This is a genomic window from Bradymonas sediminis, assembly GCF_003258315.1.
Classification (GTDB): Bacteria; Myxococcota_A; Bradymonadia; order Bradymonadales; family Bradymonadaceae; genus Bradymonas; species Bradymonas sediminis.
Map to the genome: position 1 here is coordinate 1,690,001 of NZ_CP030032.1, position 19,094 is coordinate 1,709,094.

Annotated in this window: 16 protein-coding genes; 6 read left to right on the top strand and 10 right to left on the bottom strand. The window is 61.4% G+C overall.

What is annotated here, in order from left to right:
- Positions 1–4: 4 nt before the first annotated feature.
- From DN745_RS06320 to DN745_RS06340, 5 genes are all read right to left on the bottom strand, one after another.
- Entirely contained in the window at positions 5–1,024 is a 1,020-nt protein-coding gene (locus DN745_RS06320; protein ID WP_111333094.1) for an AAA family ATPase, read from the bottom strand.
- 75 nt (positions 1,025–1,099) lie between these two features.
- Positions 1,100–3,130 (bottom strand): hypothetical protein, encoded by a 2,031-nt coding sequence (locus DN745_RS06325; RefSeq protein ID WP_111333096.1) that lies wholly within the window; start codon positions 3,128–3,130, stop codon positions 1,100–1,102.
- 271 nt (positions 3,131–3,401) lie between these two features.
- On the bottom strand, positions 3,402–4,901 hold the full coding sequence (locus tag DN745_RS06330; RefSeq protein ID WP_111333098.1) for a multiheme c-type cytochrome: 1,500 nt from the start codon (positions 4,899–4,901) through the stop codon (positions 3,402–3,404).
- A gap of 96 nt (positions 4,902–4,997) precedes the next feature.
- Positions 4,998–5,882 (bottom strand): hypothetical protein, encoded by an 885-nt coding sequence (locus tag DN745_RS06335; RefSeq protein WP_111333100.1) that lies wholly within the window; start codon positions 5,880–5,882, stop codon positions 4,998–5,000.
- Positions 5,875–6,849, bottom strand: coding sequence for a sulfurtransferase (locus tag DN745_RS06340; protein ID WP_162687509.1), 975 nt, complete (start codon positions 6,847–6,849; stop codon positions 5,875–5,877). The genes DN745_RS06335 and DN745_RS06340 overlap by 8 nt, the downstream gene beginning before the upstream one ends.
- A 328-nt stretch (positions 6,850–7,177) precedes the next feature.
- Between DN745_RS06340 and DN745_RS06345 the strand changes: the two genes are divergently transcribed.
- Positions 7,178–7,993 carry a hypothetical protein gene (locus DN745_RS06345; RefSeq protein ID WP_133622067.1) on the top strand — a complete coding sequence of 272 codons (816 nt, stop codon included), beginning with the start codon at positions 7,178–7,180 and terminating at the stop codon, positions 7,991–7,993.
- Between the two features lie 118 nt (positions 7,994–8,111).
- Positions 8,112–9,506 carry a phosphomannomutase/phosphoglucomutase gene (locus DN745_RS06350; RefSeq protein ID WP_111333105.1) on the top strand — a complete coding sequence of 465 codons (1,395 nt, stop codon included), beginning with the start codon at positions 8,112–8,114 and terminating at the stop codon, positions 9,504–9,506.
- A gap of 68 nt (positions 9,507–9,574) precedes the next feature.
- Here the strand turns inward: DN745_RS06350 and DN745_RS06355 are convergent, their stop codons facing one another.
- The 4 genes from DN745_RS06355 to DN745_RS06370 form a co-directional block, all read right to left on the bottom strand.
- Positions 9,575–10,414, bottom strand: coding sequence for a hypothetical protein (locus DN745_RS06355; protein ID WP_111333107.1), 840 nt, complete (start codon positions 10,412–10,414; stop codon positions 9,575–9,577).
- A 48-nt stretch (positions 10,415–10,462) separates the two neighbouring features.
- Positions 10,463–12,175: a zinc-ribbon domain-containing protein gene (locus tag DN745_RS19530; protein ID WP_204355098.1), complete on the bottom strand. Its 1,713-nt coding sequence runs from the start codon at positions 12,173–12,175 to the stop codon at positions 10,463–10,465.
- A gap of 176 nt (positions 12,176–12,351) precedes the next feature.
- A complete protein-coding gene (locus DN745_RS06365) occupies positions 12,352–12,927 on the bottom strand; it encodes a polyhydroxyalkanoate synthesis regulator DNA-binding domain-containing protein (protein WP_111333108.1) in 576 nt (191 codons plus the stop codon).
- Between the two features lie 36 nt (positions 12,928–12,963).
- Positions 12,964–13,797 carry a hypothetical protein gene (locus tag DN745_RS06370; protein WP_111333110.1) on the bottom strand — a complete coding sequence of 278 codons (834 nt, stop codon included), beginning with the start codon at positions 13,795–13,797 and terminating at the stop codon, positions 12,964–12,966.
- A 622-nt stretch (positions 13,798–14,419) separates the two neighbouring features.
- Between DN745_RS06370 and DN745_RS06375 the strand changes: the two genes are divergently transcribed.
- Positions 14,420–15,181 carry an alpha/beta fold hydrolase gene (locus DN745_RS06375; protein ID WP_111333111.1) on the top strand — a complete coding sequence of 254 codons (762 nt, stop codon included), beginning with the start codon at positions 14,420–14,422 and terminating at the stop codon, positions 15,179–15,181.
- Positions 15,182–15,329: 148 nt separating this feature from the next.
- Here DN745_RS06375 and DN745_RS06380 read toward each other — a convergent pair whose 3' ends face one another.
- A complete protein-coding gene (locus tag DN745_RS06380) occupies positions 15,330–16,361 on the bottom strand; it encodes a hypothetical protein (RefSeq protein ID WP_111333113.1) in 1,032 nt (343 codons plus the stop codon).
- Between the two features lie 393 nt (positions 16,362–16,754).
- Between DN745_RS06380 and DN745_RS06385 the strand changes: the two genes are divergently transcribed.
- From DN745_RS06385 to hpt, 3 genes are all read left to right on the top strand, one after another.
- Positions 16,755–17,486 carry a thymidine kinase gene (locus tag DN745_RS06385; protein WP_111333115.1) on the top strand — a complete coding sequence of 244 codons (732 nt, stop codon included), beginning with the start codon at positions 16,755–16,757 and terminating at the stop codon, positions 17,484–17,486.
- 2 nt (positions 17,487–17,488) lie between these two features.
- Positions 17,489–18,301, top strand: coding sequence for a uracil phosphoribosyltransferase (locus DN745_RS06390; protein WP_111333116.1), 813 nt, complete (start codon positions 17,489–17,491; stop codon positions 18,299–18,301).
- Between the two features lie 128 nt (positions 18,302–18,429).
- Positions 18,430–18,999 (top strand): hypoxanthine phosphoribosyltransferase, encoded by a 570-nt coding sequence (gene hpt, locus DN745_RS06395; protein WP_111337561.1) that lies wholly within the window; start codon positions 18,430–18,432, stop codon positions 18,997–18,999.
- The last annotated feature ends 95 nt before the right edge of the window (positions 19,000–19,094 follow it).

Genomic DNA, 19,094 nt, shown 5'->3' on the forward strand with positions numbered 1-19,094 from the left:
CTGCTTATTTGCTGTTTTCGGGCACGGATTTCAGGATTTCAGCCAGGATCTGGTCGCTGGTGATGCCCTCGGCTTCGCCCTCGAAGTTCAGGATCACGCGGTGGCGAAACGCCGGCAGCGCCGAGGCGCGGATATCGTCGGTGCTCACGTTGAAGCGGCCGTCGAAGAGCGCGCGCACCTTCGAGGAGAGCAGGATGCCCTGGGCGCCACGCGGCGAGGAGCCAAAGCGCACGTAGCGCTTGGTGATGTCCGGGGCGCTGGGGTTATCCGGGTGTGTGGCCTGCAAAAGGCGCAGCGCGTAGTCCTGGACGTGGCGGGCCAGCGGCACCTGGCGGGCAAATTCCTTCATCTCCAGCAGGCGCTTCTGGTCGATGACCTCGCTGACCTCGGGGCGCTCGCTCTGGGTGGTTCGCTCCATAATCGTGTGCAACTCGTCGAGCGAGGGGAAGGGCACGTTGAGCTTATATAAGAAGCGGTCGAGCTGGGCCTCGGGCAGCGGGTAGGTGCCCTCCATCTCCAGCGGGTTCTGGGTGGCCAGCACGAAGAACGGGTCGTCGAGCTTCATCGTCTCTTTGCCGATGGTGACGCTGCGCTCCTGCATGGCCTCGAGCATCGCGGCCTGGGTCTTGGGCGTGGCGCGGTTGATCTCGTCGGCGAGCACGATATTGGCAAAGATCGGGCCGCGCTCGAATTTGAAATGCTTTCCGCCTTGCTCATCGTCCACGATCATCGTGGTGCCCAGGATGTCGGTGGGCATCAGGTCGGGCGTGAATTGGATGCGCGAGAAGGCCAGGCCGAGGGTCTCAGACAGCGTTCGCACGAGCATCGTTTTACCCAGACCGGGCACGCCCTCGAGCAGGACGTTGCCGCCGGAGAGCATCGTGATGAGCACGCCGTCGATGATCGGGCGCTGCCCGACCATCATCTTGCCCATCTCCTCGCGCATGCGCAGGCAATCTCGCTGGAATTGGGCGACTTTTTCTTCGATTTTAGCCGATGTTGGGGCTTGTGCGTCGGTGGTCATGCCGTTGAACTCCCTGCAGTTTAGACGGTGGATTGGGGCGCGGGTATCAGCCGCGCGCACCCGGTGTGCTGCGCATCAATCGCGCGGCTTGATAAGCTCGAAATAGCGTTTGATATAGTAGCGGTAGCCGGCGGGGACCTCTTCGCGGTCCATGACTTCCTCGACCACCGATTCATAGTCGACGTAGACGTCTTTATATTCGGTGGTGGCGAAGCCTTCTTCGCTGGCGGCGCTGATGATCTCGGATTTAGTGGGGCCATCGCCGTCGGCGCCCTCTAGCTTGGTGTCCTTGCCCTGGCTATCCATCTTGGTGGCCTCGCCGAGCTCTTTATTTCCCTCGCCTTCGCCGGCGCCGTTGGCCTCCTGGGCGTCGCCGCCGCCGGGCTTGTCCATCGGTTTATTTTTATTCGCCCCGGCTTCTTTGCCCTCGCCATCCTGCTCGCCCTTGGCGCGCTCCAGGAATTTACGCATCGCCTCGGACTCTTCGCCGTCTTGGTCGGATTCCTGCGGCGAGGAGCGGCGCATGGTCTCTTTCATCTGGTCGAGTTGCTTTTTGGCCTGCTCGCGAAGCTCACGGCTCTTCTGCTGCTCGCCGCCTTTTTTTAGGGCTTCAGCGGCGTCTTCAGCCATCTTTCCGGCCTGTTCTCTGGGCGAAGATTGGCCGTCTTTTTGGCTATCCTGGCTATCTTTGCCTTCCTTACCGTCGTTGCCTTTCTCTTCGCCTTTTTTGCCCTGCTCGCCTTTTTTGCTCTGCTCGCCTTGTTTGTCCTTCTGACCCTCTTGTTTGGCGTTTGGGTCCTTCTGTTCGCCTTTCTCCCCCTTTTCACCGGTGTTCTGGCCTTTCTCTCCCTCTTCCTTCAGCTTCTTGGCCATATCCTTGGTGTTACGTCGGATCTGTTTGAGCTGACGGTTGGCGGGGCGCTCCTGGTTTTTCTTCTGGCGCTTCTCGATATCGTCGAGCTTTTCTTTGGCGCGGTCGAGCTGATTCTTCTCGTCAGCGCTCAGGTTGCCCTTCATGTCGAGCTTCTTGCTCAGGCTATCGATGAGGTCGCGATGCTTCTCGGCCAGCGCCTTGAGGGCGGGGTCTTCCAGATCGATCTTATCGGCGAAGCTCTCCATCAGCTTGGCCAGGCGCTCGGCGTCTTCCTTGCTGATATCTTTGTCCTTTAACTTCTCGGCCAATTTGTTCAGCGCGTCCGAGGCCTTGGAGAGGTCTTTTTCTTTGAAGGCGTCGATGGCCTCTTGCAATTCCTCATGTTTTTTGAGCTCTTCGGAAGCTTCTTTCTCAAGCTCCTCGGCGGCCTTTTTTAACTTGTCCGCGATCTCTTCGGTGGTCTCATCTTCGAGGGTGTTGAAGTATTTTTCCTCAATTTGATCGATACGCTCCAGGAATTCTTTCTCGGAGATTTCCTGATTCTCTACGTCGTCGAGCAGCGACTCCATCTCATCGAGCAGGGCTTGAACCCGAGGGTCTTCGACGTCGCTGAGCGCCTTCTTCATCTGCTCGAGGCGGTCGCGCTCGATGGCCAGGGTTGACGCGCTGAGCACCCGGTCGTGCTTGATGATGAGCGGCTCCGGCAGCGGATGGGTGTGCGAGGGCGGGCGGAAGAACGACAGCAAGATCAGCGCGACCAAAAAGATGCCGAACGGGACCAGGTCGGTGGGCCGGCGAAAGGGCGCAGCGATCGCGGTGTCGACCTTATCTTGATGGGCCAGCGCGTCGCGAATCTGGGCGCGCACGAAGGCATCATCTTTGCCCGCCTCCAGCAGACTCAAGGCCGTGGAGAGGCGGTCGTGGAGGTCGTTGGCGCGGTCGATGCGCTGGGCGAGGGCGACGCGGTCGATGTTGGAGAACCAGCCCCACAGCGCCATGCCGATCGGCAGGGCGGCCAGGGCAAGCGCCAAGATGACCAGCGTGTCCCAGCTCATCCACAGGGTCGTGTAGAGCGTGACGACGACCGCCATCAGCATCAAATAGACGACGCCGCCCGCGGTGCCACGCTCCAGCGCGCGCTGGAAGCGAACGCGACGCTCCACGCGTTTGACCAGCGCCAGGATCTGGCGGCGCTGGGCGGCGGCTTCAGGTTGTGGAGTTTGGCTATCCATATCGTCCGTTACTTTGAGCTTGTGAATACGCGTTGTACCCAAATTAGTGCGGCTAAGTCTAACGCAATCGAAAGCATGGCGCATTCCGATGGGTTTTGCCAACCACCGAAGCGCGCCGTCTACAACATCTCCCCATGGGGTAAGATTCGGTGCTGGCGAGAAATTTCGCGGAAAGGGCGACGCGGCTTAGCTTTTATCACGCGTCGAAGCGTTGGTGATAGTCAAAAGTAGTTCGGCCCGAGTATCGCGGCTCCGGCACGGATTCGGGCGCTCAGGGGGCCCCTTCGTCGCCGCTGCGGGTGCCCGCGTCGTCGGTGACGCTGAGGAGTTTCGGCGAGGGGTCGGCGGGCGTAAAACGCCATTTGGAGAGGTGAAATTGACGCCCGCGCACGGTTTCGCCCTCCAAGTCGTGATGCTCAAAGGCTTCCTTATACATGCGGTATTTATGGGCGTTGATTTCGACGGTAATCGGCGCGGTCTTGCGCTTGTCCTCGCTCGCGTCGAGCGGGATTTCGAGGAGGATGTCGTGGTGTGCCCCCGGGAGGATGCGGTTATCGGTGAGCTTCTCGATGCTCGGCCACCATTGGTAGCGCGAGGCGATAAGGTCGCTGGCCTGCGCGATGACCTCGCCCTGGGCGTTGGTCGCGCTGACGTGGATCTCGGCGTGGCGCTCGGGGTCGCCGGTGGGGAATTTGTGGCCGGCGTTGCGATTGCTCAGGCGCACCCAATAGCGAAGGCAGGGCTGGTCGGCGTCGCAGCGGGTTGAGTCTGCGCCGAAGTCCGGGTCGGGTGTGCCGGTGGCCTGCGCGTCCGCCGTGGTCGCGAGCAATTCGATATCGACGCCGCTGCCGTAGACCTTTTTGAGCGGCTCCAGGGCGTCAGCGAACGCGTGCTTCTTTGGGATTAATGAGCCGCCAAACCAGTGGCGCCGGGTCATGCGGGGCGGGCGGTCGAAGGCGCCTGCGAGTTTTCGCTCAACCTGCGGCATATGACAGGATTGGCAGGTCTGGTCGGTCTTCGGATAGTCGCTGGACGCCCATTCCTTGCCGGTGGTGAAGAAGCAGCCGAGGTTCTGCGCCGGAAACATCGCCTCGGCGTTATGGCATTGGGTGCAATTGTCGGGCGTGAGGAGTTTGGGATCTTTGGCGGTGGCGTGCGGGGCGTCGGTGTCGCCAAAGGGCCCGTAGACCACGCCGTCGCGCACATGGCAGGTCGCGCACGAGATCGCCTCGTCCTGGAACTCCCGGTCAAAGCGTGGGTTTTTGGCGTAAATAGGCTGATTGATTTGGCCGTCTTTGAGATCCACGACTAACTCGGGGAGCTGCTCGATGTTCGGCGTATGGCAATTGACGCACATCCAGCCGACGTCGTTTTGGTGGTCGTCGCCGCCGCGTGATTTCTCCAACTCGGCCATAAATTGCGCGTCATCGAGCCAGGCGCGCCGATGCGTCGAGAGCTGCCATTCCTGGTAGATCTCGGTGTGGCAGCCGCCGCAGGTCGACGCCTTGGTGTCGGGCAAGCCGGCCGGCACGTCGTTTGGCGGGCGAGGGCGCTGGAAATACGGGCGCGACTCGTAAAACGCCCAGGCCCGCTCGACGACCTCTTCGGGCGGGATGTTGGCGTAGGCTTTCGCCGATGAACCTTCGTGCGGCGCGCTTGCAACTTCGCTATCCTCGAGTTCGACCGACTTCTGCACAAAGAAGTAGACGCCTGCGCCTGCAAGTAGGAGTAGGAGCGCGATAAGCAGTGCGATTTTAGGTCGAGACATCATGGATAGGTGCTTTGCGGGCGGGAGAAATGGCTAAATCTCGGCGCCGGTGCGCCGAGATTCGGTGGATGGCTGCAGCAGACGTCCCCCCGGGCCGGCTTATTCGTAGGGGTTCTGGAAGACGTCGCCGCTATAGCTGAGGCCGAGCGTTGCCGTCCATCCCTGGGCGACGAATTCACCCACCGGAATATAACTAGCGTTGGCCTCGAGGGCAAAGCCGGCGTAGATATTCGCGATGACGCCGCCCGAAAGGTTGAGGTAGCTTTTGGTGGGGCGCTCGTTGTCGCTGGTGAGCGTCTGGACGCCGTCGGCGCGTACCATCAGCGCGATACGCTCGGGCCAGACGAAGACGCCGAAATCCGCGGCGAAGTCGACGCCATCACCAAAGCCGTTGAGGCGAATGCGCGGCCCGGTTTGCACGCCGAACCAGCCCGGGATGGGGTAGAGGGAGCAGCCAAATGATGCGTGGGCCACGAGATCCACGCTGCCGTCGCCGAGCGCGGGCGTATAGCGCTGCACACCCTGTTTTCCCATATCGACCGCGCTTAAGCCGTTCTGCGCGCTGAGCGTGCCGGAGTACAGCGGGATGCGCGCGCCGGGGGCGACCGACGCCGAGCAGGAGCCCTCAAGCACCGCAATTTGCAGGGCGAGGTCGAGGTCGCCGGCGCCCCAGCGGTGGTAGCGCTCGCGCGGGCTGATCTCGTTGGTGCTCTTATAGAACGCCGTATTGAAGTTCAGGGCGACTCCGGGGAATACGCCCACCTCGCCGTAAAGACCCAGGCCCTTCTGCGAGGCGCTATACCCCGCGTCGACCAACTCTCCGTCGAGGTTAAACGCCTGGTCGCTGGAGAAACTGGAGCCCGACACCTTCAGATAAGACTCCCCGGGGGCCTTGACCCACGGGCCCGCGTGGGCGGGCGCCGCGAGGCCGGCGAGGAGGGTAAGGCCGCCCAGAAGGGCGGCGAAATGCGTGTGCTTATTCACTGTGATTCTCAAGCTGGGGTTGTGCGATGGGGTAGTCGCCGCGCGACCATTCGGCCCAGGAGCCGTCGTAATTCTTGGGCTCTTCGCCGAGCCAGCGCAGCAGGCCGTAGATCACCGTGGAGCGGGTGCCGGTCTGGCAATAGGCGACCACGACGGCGCCTTCTTTTAGGAAGCCCGCGGCTTCGAATTCAGCGCGGATCTCTTCTTTGGGGCGAAGGTTGTCGTTCTCGTCGAAGACATTCTCCCAATAATACCAGATGGCGCCGGGGATATTACCCTGACGAGGGTCATCCTGGTCGCCGGATTGACGCACCTCGGTGCCCTCAAACTCGGTCTCGCGGCGGGTGTCGATCAGGACGGCGTTTTCGTCGTCGATGGCGGCGCGGACTTCGTCGGCCGTTGCGATCGCGCTGGGGCGCTTGGCCAGGACGAAGTCGCCTTTCGTGATTTCGGGCGCGTCGGTCTCCGGGGTGAAGTTCAGCCCCGCCTCAAGGGCCGGGTAGCCGGGGGCGTACACGTAGACTTCGCCGTGGCCGTAGTATTCGAGGGTCCAGTGGAGTCGAAACGCGCCGGTGGAGCGCGGGCTGCCGTAGATGACGACCGGGCGGGCGTTGTCGACGCCCAGGTCGCGCACCAGTTGCTGGGCCAGCGGAATGTCGGCGATCAAGATGCCGAAGTCGTCTTTCCACTCGCGCCCGCCGTTGTTGTGCACGGCGCCGGGATAGTGTCCCTGCTCGTATTCCTCGAGCTTGCGCACGTCGATGATGGTCGCGCCCTCGCCGGCGAGCTGCTCGAACTCGGCAAGTTCGATCACGACCTGTCCCTTCAGGGGCGCGGCGACCGCGTTTCGCTCTTCTTCGGGCCGGTCGTCGATGATCTCAAACGAGGAACCGCAGGCGCCGATGAAGCCGATGAGTAATAATAATCCAAGCAGCGAGTATCCGAGGCGAAACCGTTTATTGTTCATTTTGAATCTCCATAGGGATTTTGCGACGAAATCCGCGCATTCGCGCGAAGGGCAGTGGGTCGATTGGGCGTAGAAGCCGAATCTAAGTACCGATTCAGTAATACCCATGTATTCCTACCTGTCAACTAGGGATTATCGCGGTGCCGGGGTTTTTGGTTCGCCGCGGGGGGGAGACTCTTCGCCATGCGCCCCAAGCCGCCGCGCCTCGGCGCGGCGGCTTGGGGCGCGGTTTTGTTGGCAAAAATCGGCGCCATGCGCTACACCTACGGGAACCAACGCACCCGGTTGCGCGAAAGACCAAGAGTTCCGACTTAACCAAAGGCATGTGGTGTCGAGTCCCAAGAGACAGTCAGCGGGCATTTTAGCGGGGAACGAGGCGTTCCGGTATTTCTTGTGGCGCCAGCGCTCGCTCGCGGATGCGCTCAACGGGCATTTGCCCGAGTTATTGGCGACCGATGGGCGACGCGTGCGCCGGATTTTCGCGGGGGATCGCTATCTATCGATGCAGGAATACGATGACGCAAAGAGCGCTTTAGAGATTGCAGAAATGGTCGAAGGCCGCGGCTCAGTCGGCGCGGGCTTGCGCGGGTACTCGATGTACGCCGAGCACGACTCGGTGGCCATTTGGAATTATGCGAACTCCGCCGAGCCGGCGTGGGTGGCGGTGCCTTTTGCGAAGTGGTCGGAGCGGGCGGCGTTCTTGGCTCAACTGCCCGGCTACGGCGAAGGAGTGGCGCGGCTGCGGCTGTGCGGCGGCGCGCGACTTCGCTGGGTCAGCGGGCGTCTGATGTTTGAAGCCGCGCTCGAGCAGCGAAATGACGGCTTTTATGATGATAAGACCACCCAGGACTTAATGGACCATCTGGTCGACATCCGCCTGGAGACTACGATTGAGAAGGGCGGCGCGGTGGCGCCCATACGCCTGGTTGGGCGCAATATACTGGGCGGTGAGATTCAGCGCACGGGCCCGCGCCGAGTCGAGACCGCCTGGGAGTTTAACTCGGCGATCTACGAGCAATTTCGCGATGACCCCAGCCTGCGGGCCTGGTTCGTGCTCACCTTTGATACGAGCCTCTTTTGCGTGCCGCAGCCGTGGCGCGATTGGTGGTTCGAGGTGGAGTTCCCGAGCAAGATTAATATGTGAGCACACTCGCCGCGACCATGCTAATTGCGAAGCGTCGCGATCTCGGGCACCCTGCGCGAGCGTTCGATTTTGAAAAACTCAATTCAATGATGATTTAACTTAGAGCTGGAGCCACTGCGTGAATCCCGATATTTTCCGAAAATACGATATTCGAGGCATCGCCGCGACCGACCTTTCTGACGAAGTGATCGCCAAGATCAGTCGCGCCTATGCGACCCGTTTGTTGCGCCTGAACGCCGACGCCAAGCCCGACGCGAAGTTGCGCGTGGCGGTGGGGCGCGACGCGCGCGGCTCGAGCGACCGGATATTTGCGACCCTGGCCGAAGGCCTTCAGAGCGCGGGCATCGACGTCTTCGACCTGGGCATGGTGCCCACGCCGTTGGTCTATTTCTCCAGCCATATCCACGGCTATGACGGCGTGATTCAGATCACGGGCAGTCATAACCCGGCCGAATATAACGGCTGCAAGATGATGATGGGCAAGGAAACCCTGCACGGCGAGAGCATCCAGGAGTTGCGCGAGCTCGCCGAGAGCGGCGACTTCGTGGTCGGCGGTGAGCGCGGCACGCTCAACGATCACGCGACGATTATCGAGGAGTATATCGAGTGGGTGCGCAAGGATATCACGCCGGGCAAGCGCAAGCTGAAGGTGGCGCTTGATAGCGGCAACGGCGCGGCCGGCGTAGTCGCCCCCGAGTTGGTTCGCCGGGTGTTTGGCGGCGAGGTTATCGAGCTGTATTCGGACCCCGATCCGGCGTTCCCGAACCATCATCCCGACCCGACGGTTGAAGAGAACCTGCAGGACCTGATCGAGGTGGTGCGCCGCGAGAAATGCGACCTCGGCGTCGCCTATGACGGCGACGGCGACCGCATCGGCGCAGTTGACGAGAAGGGCGATGTCATCTGGGGCGATAAATTGCTCATCATCCTGGGTCGCGCGCTGCTTAAAGCGACGCCCGGCGCCACGATTATTGGCGAGGTGAAATGCTCGCAGACCCTCTTCGATGATATCGAGGCCCGGGGCGGCACGCCGGTGATGGCCCAGGTCGGACATAGCCTGATTAAGGCGAAGATCATCGAGACCGACGCCGAGTTGGCCGGTGAGATGAGCGGGCATATCTTCTTCAACGACCGCTTCTTCGGCTTTGACGACGCGCTCTATACGACCTGCCGCGCGATGGAGATTTTGTCGGCCACCGACGCGCCGTTCTCCTCGCTGCTCGACGGTGTCCCTGAGACCTTCGCGACGCCCGAGATTCGCATGGATTGCGACGAGCAATTGAAGTTCAAGATCCCGGGCGTCGTCGCCGATCATTTCAGCGCGGACCACGACGTCATCACCATCGACGGCGTGCGGGTGAAATTCGAAAACGGCTGGGGATTGGTGCGGGCTTCGAATACCCAGCCCGTGTTGGTGCTGCGCGTCGAGGCCGAATCGGAGGCCGACCGCGACGCGTATTTGAAGCTTATCGAAGACGCGATCAACGCGGCGCGCGACCAGTTGGCGGGTTGACCTTGGAGTAATGGGCGGCGCTCGCGAGGGCGCCGCCTGATGGAGCCTCGCCCAGGCTCAGCGGCGCTCTAGATGCCCCAGGGGGCGGTGCGCTGCTCGCGCAACTCGACCAGCAGCGCGGCCGTCTCGAGCACCAGCGGGTGGAGGTGCGAGGCGTTTCGCACCTGGCGCAATTTCTCGATGCTCAGCGTCGGCAAAAGCTTGAGCGCCAGGCCGGTGCTCGCGTAGGGATTCATGACCAGCGTATGGCGCACAGACTGGCGAAGATACCAGTCCTTATGCAGCGCGATTTCGCGCAATACTTCCGGCACATTGGGGCGGCTTGAGGCGATGTAGATCACATCTGCTTCGCGCAGATTGCGGTTTTGGAGCAATTGCTCCACCACCAGGCGATTGGGGTCTCGAAGCAGCTTCTCGATGATATTTCGGTTATTTCCGCGCGCCAACGACCGCCGCTCACCGAGGGTGACCTCGCGGCCGAGTTTGAGGTCAGGCGCGGCCAATTGGCGGCCCTTGATGAGCTTTTGGTGCGGCGGAGGGTCGCGCAAAATCGCCAAAATCGCACGACGTTCGTCGTGGTAGGCGCATTCGAAGACCGATTTTATTAGATTATAATGATCGTCGACGCGCTCGCGAATCAGCCAGCGCGAGCAGGCCATCATGGCGTCGACCTCTGCGTTCTTTCCCCAGAGGGCGCCGCGCATGAGCTGGTCGATCCACCAGGCGACCTCGCGGGGCGGCCGGGCCTCGAGCGTTGCGCCCAGCGCGGCCACGCGCATATCGAGCTCCGGCAGGTTGCTGATGGTGCGCAGGCTCGCCTGAAAGGCTTGCTGGAGCGCGTCGACGTCGGCGTTGCTCGCGTCATGCCCCGGCGTGGCGCCGGGGCGGTCGGTGGGTTGATCGGTCATGGTGTCGCAATCGGGGCTCGATACCGGTGAGTACGGCTAAACCTGCGATCAGGGCGTCTTTGAGGCAACTTCAACGCGGTAGGAAACATCGGCGCGCTCCAGCACCTCGGGGGCGAGTTCGTCGAAGACCAGGCTGAAGGGCTGACTCGAATGGCCGGGTAATTGCGCCGACTCGCTCGGCAGGAGCGCCGACGGCGATTCGGCTTCGGCCAGGGCCGACTGCTGGACCCTCGCGCCCAAGAGAGCCGTGGTCTGGGCGATGATCCGCTCCTGATTGTCGTAGAGAATCGCGCGCAGCTCAACCTTCGCGAAATTGTCACCGGTGGTGTTTTTAGCGGTGCCTCGAACCAGGACAACGGTATTCTTCTTTGCGCGCTCAACTGGTTGGGCGAAGACGCCCTCGACGCGAATCGGGTTCTCCGGCGCGGCGACCACCTGCGGCGCGACGCTGGGTTTCCATTCCGTGCGCGGCGTAAACTCGGCGCCCTGGAACGCGACCTCGAGCATATGCGGGAAGCGCTTGAAGTCTAAGAACCCGCCGCTAAGAGCGGCGACCACGCCGAAAAATCCGATCATGACCACCAGTAGGATGAGCACGAAGTTCGCGGCCTTCTGCGGGCCGCCGCCGCCGATGGTATGCGGGGCAATCGGCTCATCAAAATCCTCGGGCTCCCAGGCCGGCGCCGGACGTGCTTTCTTGGTCGCGGCCGCTGGTTTGGGCGCCTCTGCCTGTGGGGTGGAGGCAGCGGCCGGCGCTGGCGCGCGCGCGGGCGCCGCCGCAGGGCGGGGGGCTTCGGCGGCAGGCGCGGTCACGATGCCGCGCTCCGGGTCGAAGGTCGGCCCACCCTGGCCGAAGCTCGGGTCGACCATATCCTCGGGGCGGTAGGTCTGGCTGCCTGCGTGAAACGGCGAGGCGCCTGCTTCTGCGCCGAGCACGGCGGCTTGGGCGGCGGCCGATGCTGCGCCGTCGGGTTCGGTCTGCACCTGCGGTCCAGCGCTGGCCTGCGGCGGGGCAAACGCGATCTTCTGGTCGAGCACGGTGTCTTCGGCCTGCTCTTCGCTTGAGGCCTCCGCCGCAGCCGGCGCGTCGGCCTCCGCGGCGCCATCGTCAGCGAATGCGCCGGCGAAGGGGTCCTCTTCGGGGATCAGCGCCTCTTGCTGGGCGCTTTCGCCCTCGCCCTCGAAGGCGCCCGCGAAGGGGTCTTCGTCTTCGGCGTCGACGTCCATCACGCGCGTGGCCTCTTCGGCCCAGCCGAGGTCTTCGTCTTCGGCGGGGGTGTCGGGGGCGACCCGGATCCCCAGGGAGGTTGCGTCATTCGGCTTCAGGTCGAGGTTGGCGTGCGGAAATGGGTTATAATCCGACGACGCGCTCTTGGAGAGCTTCTGGGACAATTTCGACGCGAGGCTGGAGCCCCCGGGCTTGGGCAGGGCGGCGGCGGGCATGCCAAATTGCGTCTTATTTGGGCTGGCTTCACCGTCATCGTCACCGTCGGCGTCCGACACTCCGGATGCCTCGGTGAATCCGGGCACCGCCGGCTCGGGGCTGTCGGCGTCCGCCGCGTCCGCCGACGCCGCGGCCTTCGTCTCGAGATTCTGCTCCCGGTCGGAGTCGGTAAGGAAGATATCAGCTTCCCCGGACTCACCGAGGCGGAAGTGAAAGACGTGGCTGCATTTCGAGCAGCGCAGCTTCACCGGTTTCTCAGTGACTTTATTGTCGGGGAGGTTAAACCCTGTCGAACATTCCGGACACCGGACAATCATAGGATGACCTTGGCATGCAGTGTGGCTTGTCTGAAATTGGACATTTTATGGCAAAAGAGTTGGCTCTAGCCACTCTACTATTGAAATGCCTATTTTTCCAAGCGTGGTTCTGATTTTGCCAGGGGAGGCGCGAGCGCGTGCGCGGCGCGCTCAGCAAACGGCCGGGGCGGCCGTTTTTAGGGGAGGTTGCGGAAGGGGTCTGAGCTAATTTGCGCGCCGCCGGAGCGCTGGGCGCGGACTTCGCGCTCGAGGCGGTCGATTTGCGACTGCATCGTGCTCATGCGGGTCTGCATCTGGCGCATTTCGCGCTTCATCTCGGGGATGTGGGTGATCTGGTCGACGGCGTCGCGCAGGCGATCATCGATGCGCACCTGCATCTCATCGATCGAGCGTTGGGTGGAGTCGACGAAGTCGCGCACCGCTTTGCTGCCCTCTTCGATGGCTTCTGCTTTTCGGCGGAATTCTTCGCGAAACTGGCTCACCGGCGACTGCAGTCGGTTGATGAACTCCTCGCCCGATTGGATGATGCCGCGCAGCGTGTTCAGCGGGAGTCCGTCCGGGCGAGTCTTCTCGTGCTCGAAGATGATATGGGCGAGGGTGGCCTTGGTGATATCCTCCCCGGAGGTGTTGTCGACGATGCGCAGGTCTTCTCCCCCGCGCACCAGGGCCTCGATCTGCTCCAGGGTGATATAGGTACTCTGATCGGTGTCGTAGAGTTTGCGGTTCGGATAGCGCTTGATGATTCGGGTCATAGTGTGTCCGGACGCCGGCGTGCTTGAGGAGCCGCCTTAAAAGTCCACGCCCGCCGCCAGGGTTCCCTGAGTGACGTTATCGGCGTAGACGCCTTCCAGCGTGAAGCTCATGATCCAAACATTGAGGCGAACGCCGCCGAAGAAGCGGTTGACCGCCTGCGACTTCTGCTCGAAGACGAACTCGGGGGAGAAGGTCTCTCCGCCGCTCGTGTCGAATTGCGGCGGACGGGTGTCTTGCGGATAGGCGTTGAGGACCCGGCTCGACGAGATGATGTGGAGCTGCTGGTAGCCCAGGTAAGGGGTCAGCGACATCACGTTGGCGACGTTAAACGCTTTGGACATCGAGATGTCCCAGCCTGCGGTGATGAGGTTGAGGTCCTGCGAGCCCAGCAAGGTGTTCACGGTGCCGCGCACGGCGACGTCGGGGAAATAATAGAAGCCTTCGTTGAGGGCCCACTTGACCTGGGCGCCGACGTCGAACATCTCGCTGGCGAAGAGGTAGGAGAGGTCGGTGCCGACTTCAAAAGAGAAGGGCAGGCCCTTGCGAATCTGAAGGTGACCGGTGAAGAGCGAGGACTCCGGGTTACGATCCTGGACGCCGGTCTGCCAATAATCGGCCTCGTTATCGATAAACGAAAGGCTCGTCATCAGGTTGATGGCAAATCCGGCCTCACCAAGCGTCTCGGCCGGGGCGCTGAAGCGCGGCGCGAAGACTTGGCCGAGATCGCGGGTGAGGTTGCGGAATCCTTCCTCGTCTTTGACCGCATAGCCGCAGGCGTTGGCGCATGTTTCGCTGGTTTGAACGAATTGGCCGAAGCGCGTCAGGACCAGGTCGTTCTCGCCGGCTTGTGCCGGGAGCGCCGATAACATTGCGGTTGCGACAACCAGACCAGCCAACACAGATTTCATCTTAGCCTTCATATACAACCCTCGGGCTGTGGGCGACGCCACAGCGGATATATAAGCGTACAGTCATCAAAAATTTATTGGTATTCAAGCACTATAAGAAATTAGGCGAAGAAAGTCTTCGAATTTGTTCCATTCCGCGGCTCGCGCACGAAGCACATCGTGGCGCTCGTCATCCAACCTTACACAGCGTTGAATCCGCGTCAGCCCTAAAAACCGGACTTTAGGAAAAAACTTCCGTCTTGCTGGCGTCAATATTCTACAGATCAACGGACCTATTTAATCGCAAAACGTCTAACAAGGAGCCAGGCCCACGTCAAGTTTGAGACGGGCGAACCCGCTGAAGCTTTCTTTACATATAATTATTGTGCTGGCATAATTTTCCTGTGGTAGCATAATTGATAGTTCGCGACGCGACGTCCGTCTGTTTGGCTCACTTTCCTCCCAACAAGATATATCGACCGTGTTTTTAAATTACTCCGAAATTTCGAATCCGGTTCCTATTCGCTCCCTTTACCATCGCTGCGCGCACCATGGGCGGCCATTTCACTGGCTTGAGGCGGGTTGGGATAATGAGGAGACCATTGTGCTGCTGCACGGTTTTATGGCGCATTCGATCGCGTATCGTAAGATCGTGCCGAAATTGGCGGCGCACTACCGCGTGATTATTCCGGATTTGCCGGCGCACGGGCGAGATTTGACGTTTCAGGCGGACACGGTGAAGCCTCAGGTGGCCTATATGGTGGAGTGGTTGGACACGTTGCTCGATGCCGTGGCGAGCACCCAGCGCGGAGGCATCCGCCGGCGGGTGCACCTTGTGGGGCACTCGCTCAGCGCGCTCGTGGCGTTTATGTGGGCCAAAGACCCGGGGGCGATGGAGCGGGTGAAGTCATTGACGCTGGTGAGCCCGGGGGTGCGGCTTCCGCTGCCCGGTTGGACGCACCACGCGGTCGGGCGCATGCCGCTTCAGCTGGCGAAGTTTGGCGCATCCTCGCTTGGGATGCGCATGTACGAGCCGATTCAGTGGCGAAAGAGCCGCATGACCAGCTCGGAGGTCGCGTCTTATGTGGAGCCGTTTCGCGACCCGCAGCGCCTGAAGTTTATGCTGGACCTGGGGACGGATTTGGTGCGCGAGCCGGACCGTTTGGCCGGCGCGGAGAAGATTCGCCACCGCACCCTGGTCCTCTGGGGTGACCGCGACCACTTGATCCGTCGCAAGACGGTGAGCACCTTGCGCGCGGGGATTCCGGATGCGCAGATGGAGATTTTCCGCGGCGTCGGGCATTGTCCCATGGAGGACTCGCCTGACCACTTCCAGCGGGTGCTCGCGAATTTCGTCGCCCGCTAATTAGAGTAGAGCACAAAAGAAAAGATGCGCCCGAACCATCGGGGGCATCTTTATTCGTTTCTTGGCTGGTTCTTTAGGGCGTCGGTTCTTTGGGGGGGGGGGGCCGGCGAGCCCTGCGCGCGGCGCGGCGCGCAGGGGGATGCCGGCGCTATTCGGTGGCGGCTTCGGCCGTCGCGTCGCCCGCGCGAGCCATGCAGTCAATCGCGCTCTTCTTGGCGCTGACCCGCTTTGCCAGGGCCGCGTCAGTGACGCCAGACGGCGAGAGTTCGGCGACGTGCGCGCAGAGGGCGGCGTGCAACTCGACCTTGCGTTTGCCGTATATTTCCTGGTCTTCGGCGCGTTTGGTCTGCGTGTCTTCTAACTCCTGTCGGTATTTCTCGGCTTCTTCGGTGCGGCCTTCTTTCTCGGCGACTTCCGCGGATTTAATCAGCCAGTCATCCCCCGAGCCGTCGGACTCCAGGATCATCTCGACGCGATTCATATATTTTTCGAGGTGCTCGACCACCATATATTGGGCCGCGACCTGGGTGTCCAGATCGTCATTGGTCTTGGCCCAGGCCACGGTCTCGTCGAATTGCTTCTGCGCCTCGTCGCCGATAGTGGTCGGGTTGGGGGTGTCGGCTTTGCGGGTCTTGGTGCGCAACTTCAGCAGCGTGTCCAGGCGCGTCAGGCGAATCCATGCGCTCTCGGGGACGTCTTTTTGGGCGCTCTCAAGATGGGTATTCGCGTAGGTGAGTTGCTCCTGGGTTGGGTCGTTCTCGTTGAGGGCGCGCCGGGCGCGCTCAAGGTCGGGCCAGGCAACCCCTTTGACCGACCAGGCGTCGGTCTCCATCGAGCGTTGCGCGTTCCAGACCACCGGGCCGGTGGTGGCGGAGGCGGTCAGGTTATTCTCGATCTCGAAATTCGCGATATCTTTGAGGCAGGCGACCCGCAGGATCTCGTCCTGGCCGCCGTCGAAGCGCTCAACCCCGTAGAATGCTTCCTCTGCGGAGGCATCCCGGCAGGATTGCACCGCCTCATTGATCGCGACCGTCGCTTTCTCTTCGTGGTTTGCGCAGCCGGCGCTCGCCGACACCAGCAGCAGGGCGCCCAGGGCGAGGCAGGAGGTCGAGCCCACGCGGCTCAATTGCTCAAGGATAGTGCGGCGCGGCTTGATGGGGGTGCGATGGAATAGGTTCACGCGAAATCTCTCTGTAGCGTCGGTTGATTGAACTGGCCGGGATGAGCGAATGAATCGTCAAGCTTTGCGCATGGTGAGTGCGCGGTTGTCGGCCTCGATAACTTGTATGGCGTATCATAGGGCGGCGATTTTTTGTAGTATATCGGCGCGCCTTGGCGGCTTTCGCCGCGGGGGCCTTGGCGCTGCGCGGGGTCGTTTTTTCTGCGCATTCGTTTTATTCTCGAGGTTGTCCCTTGCGGCAATTGTTTTGACGCATTAAGTGGGGCGCTTGTTGGCGCCGGGTCGAAATTTCGGGTCGCCGCATCGCCGGATTCGGCGCGTGCGTTTGGCCGGGATTTATGTCACGATTTGGCTACGTTTTAGCCCTTAATTTTTGCATGCGAAGCGTCCTCTATGATCATTCAACCTCGAAACGCCGGGTGGATTGAGGTCATCTGCGGACCGATGTTCTCGGGAAAGACCGAAGAACTGATTCGTCGGATGAAGCGATCTCAATTCGCGCGCCAATCTCTCCAGATCTTCAAACCCCAAATCGATGACCGCTACGCGACGGACGCCATCGTCAGCCATAGCATGCAGCAGTTGCCGAGTTTTCCGGTCGCCAGCGTCGCGCAGATGCGCGACGAGTTGGATCCCTATGTCGAAGTGATCGGGATCGATGAGGTGCAATTCTTCGATGAGGACGTCATCGAGTTCTGCAACGAGATGGCGGATATGCAGCGGCGAGTGGTGGTCGCCGGGCTCGACCAGGACTACCTGGGCAACCCCTTTGGCCCGATCCCCAGGTTGCTCGCCGTCGCCGAGTACGTGACTAAGTTGCACGCAATCTGCGTCAAATGCGGGGACCCGGCGCACCGAAGCTTCCGGCTCGAAGGCGACCCGCAGCAGGTCTTGGTGGGCTCCGACGAGCGCTATGAGGCGCGCTGCCGAAGTTGTTTTGCCCTTGGTTTTAACGCGCCGGCTCATCCCCGTCAGGGCGAATCGGCGCGCCGGGCCGACGCGCCCGATCAGGTCGTAGACACCGAATCAAATAGCGCGGCGCGAGAATCGGCGGCCGTTCAGCCGCTTCGCGCCGCGTCCGATGCAGACTCATCCCATTTCCTTGCGCAGCCAAAGGAGCCTTGAGCGTGGACAGTCAATATTCTGAACTCGATTATAAACTCAGTCAGATCAAGCATCACTATGGGGATAATACCCATATCCTAAACGACCCCTTCTGCCTCACCCAACTCGCTAAATTATGCTCGCCGGCCGTCGGTCAGCCGCAGTTTAATCGCCTCGTCGAAGTGCTCTACCAGCAGCTGGTCGTGGCGGTGATGAACGTGGAGTTTCCCCGGCATCAGGCTACGGTCCACAGCCGCATGAAGGCGAAGTCTCATCGCGGCGTGTTTCGCGGTGAGCTGATCGACCACGAGACCGAGGTGGTGACGGTGGATATCGCGCGGGCCGGCACCTTGCCCTCGCAGGTCTGCTATACGCAATTGAACGAGTTGATGAATCCGGAGCGCGTGCGCCAGGACCACCTGACCATGAGTCGGGTGACCAACCCCGCCGACGAAGTTGTCGGGGCGACGGTCTCCGGCGAGAAGGTGGGCGGTCCGGTGGACTCGCGTATCGTGCTCTTTCCGGACCCCATGGGCGCCACCGGGTCGTCGCTGTCCACCGCGATCTCCTATTATAAGGATATCTTCGGCGGAAAGCCCTTGCGCATGATTACGCTGAACCTGGTCTTTACCCCCGAGTTCATCAACCGTATCAAGACCGACCACCCCGACGTGATTATGTACGCGCTGCGGCTTGACCGCGGCATGAGCTCCAAGGAGGTGCTCGCCACCGAACCCGGGACGCATTGGGAAGAGGAGAGCGGGCTCAGCGAAGAGGGCTATATCGTCCCCGGTGGCGGCGGGTTCGGTGAGTTGATGAATAACGCCTGGATCTAATTTTTGCGCAGCCCCCGGATTCGGCAGACGCGTGGGACGCGGCTTGAACGGCCGCCCCCTGAAAGCGCATTCGCCCTCCGGGTTTACCTAGTATCTTTTATACCCCAAAGAGGTTTGTCGTGGAGAATTTGCTCGACCATATTGAAGTCTTGATCAGCGCGGAAGAAATCGAGAAGCGCAACCGCGAGCTCGGTGCTCAGATCACCAAGGATTTTGCGGGGGAGTCGATCCACGTGATCGGTGTGCTCAAGGGGTGCTATATCTTCTTGGCCGACCTTGTTCGCCATATCGACCTGGACGTCTCCACCGACTTTTTGAGCGTCTCCAGCTACGGCGCAAGCACCAAGTCCAGCGGCGTCGTGCGCATGATTCGCGACCTCTCCGAGCCGATCGAAGGGCGAAACGTCGTGCTCATCGAGGATATCGTCGACACCGGGCTGACGATGAAATATCTGCTCGATAATATCAAAACGCGCCACCCCAAATCGGTGTCGGTGTGCACGCTGCTGCACAAGCCGGGTGGCCAGCAGGGCGTGGACGTTCCGCTCGATTACGTCGGCTTCACCATTCCCGATAAATTCGTGATCGGCTACGGCCTCGACTATATCGAGTTCTACCGCAACCTCCCGTATATCGGTTATGTCCCCGAGATCGACGAGCGCTCGCAGGACGAGGATTCGGCCGACGAGTCCAAATAATGATGGGCTTGCCGGGCGTCCCGGTCAGCGCTGCTTTCGAGGTGGCTTGACCTGGGCGCCCGCAGGCCGAACAATGCCCCAATACATGAGTTGGT

Bases quoted from the DNA above. Each gene is read 5' to 3' on its own strand.
- DN745_RS06320 (WP_111333094.1), bottom strand. From the start codon at position 1,024: ATGACCACCGACGCACAAGCCCCAACATCGGCTAAAATCGAAGAAAAA.
- DN745_RS06325 (WP_111333096.1), bottom strand. From the start codon at position 3,130: ATGGATAGCCAAACTCCACAACCTGAAGCCGCCGCCCAGCGCCGCCAG.
- DN745_RS06330 (WP_111333098.1), bottom strand. From the start codon at position 4,901: ATGATGTCTCGACCTAAAATCGCACTGCTTATCGCGCTCCTACTCCTA.
- DN745_RS06340 (WP_162687509.1), bottom strand. From the start codon at position 6,849: ATGAACAATAAACGGTTTCGCCTCGGATACTCGCTGCTTGGATTATTA.
- DN745_RS06355 (WP_111333107.1), bottom strand. From the start codon at position 10,414: ATGACCGATCAACCCACCGACCGCCCCGGCGCCACGCCGGGGCATGAC.
- DN745_RS19530 (WP_204355098.1), bottom strand. From the start codon at position 12,175: ATGATTGTCCGGTGTCCGGAATGTTCGACAGGGTTTAACCTCCCCGAC.
- DN745_RS06365 (WP_111333108.1), bottom strand. From the start codon at position 12,927: ATGACCCGAATCATCAAGCGCTATCCGAACCGCAAACTCTACGACACC.
- DN745_RS06370 (WP_111333110.1), bottom strand. From the start codon at position 13,797: ATGTTATCGGCGCTCCCGGCACAAGCCGGCGAGAACGACCTGGTCCTG.
- DN745_RS06385 (WP_111333115.1), top strand. From the start codon at position 16,755: ATGATCATTCAACCTCGAAACGCCGGGTGGATTGAGGTCATCTGCGGA.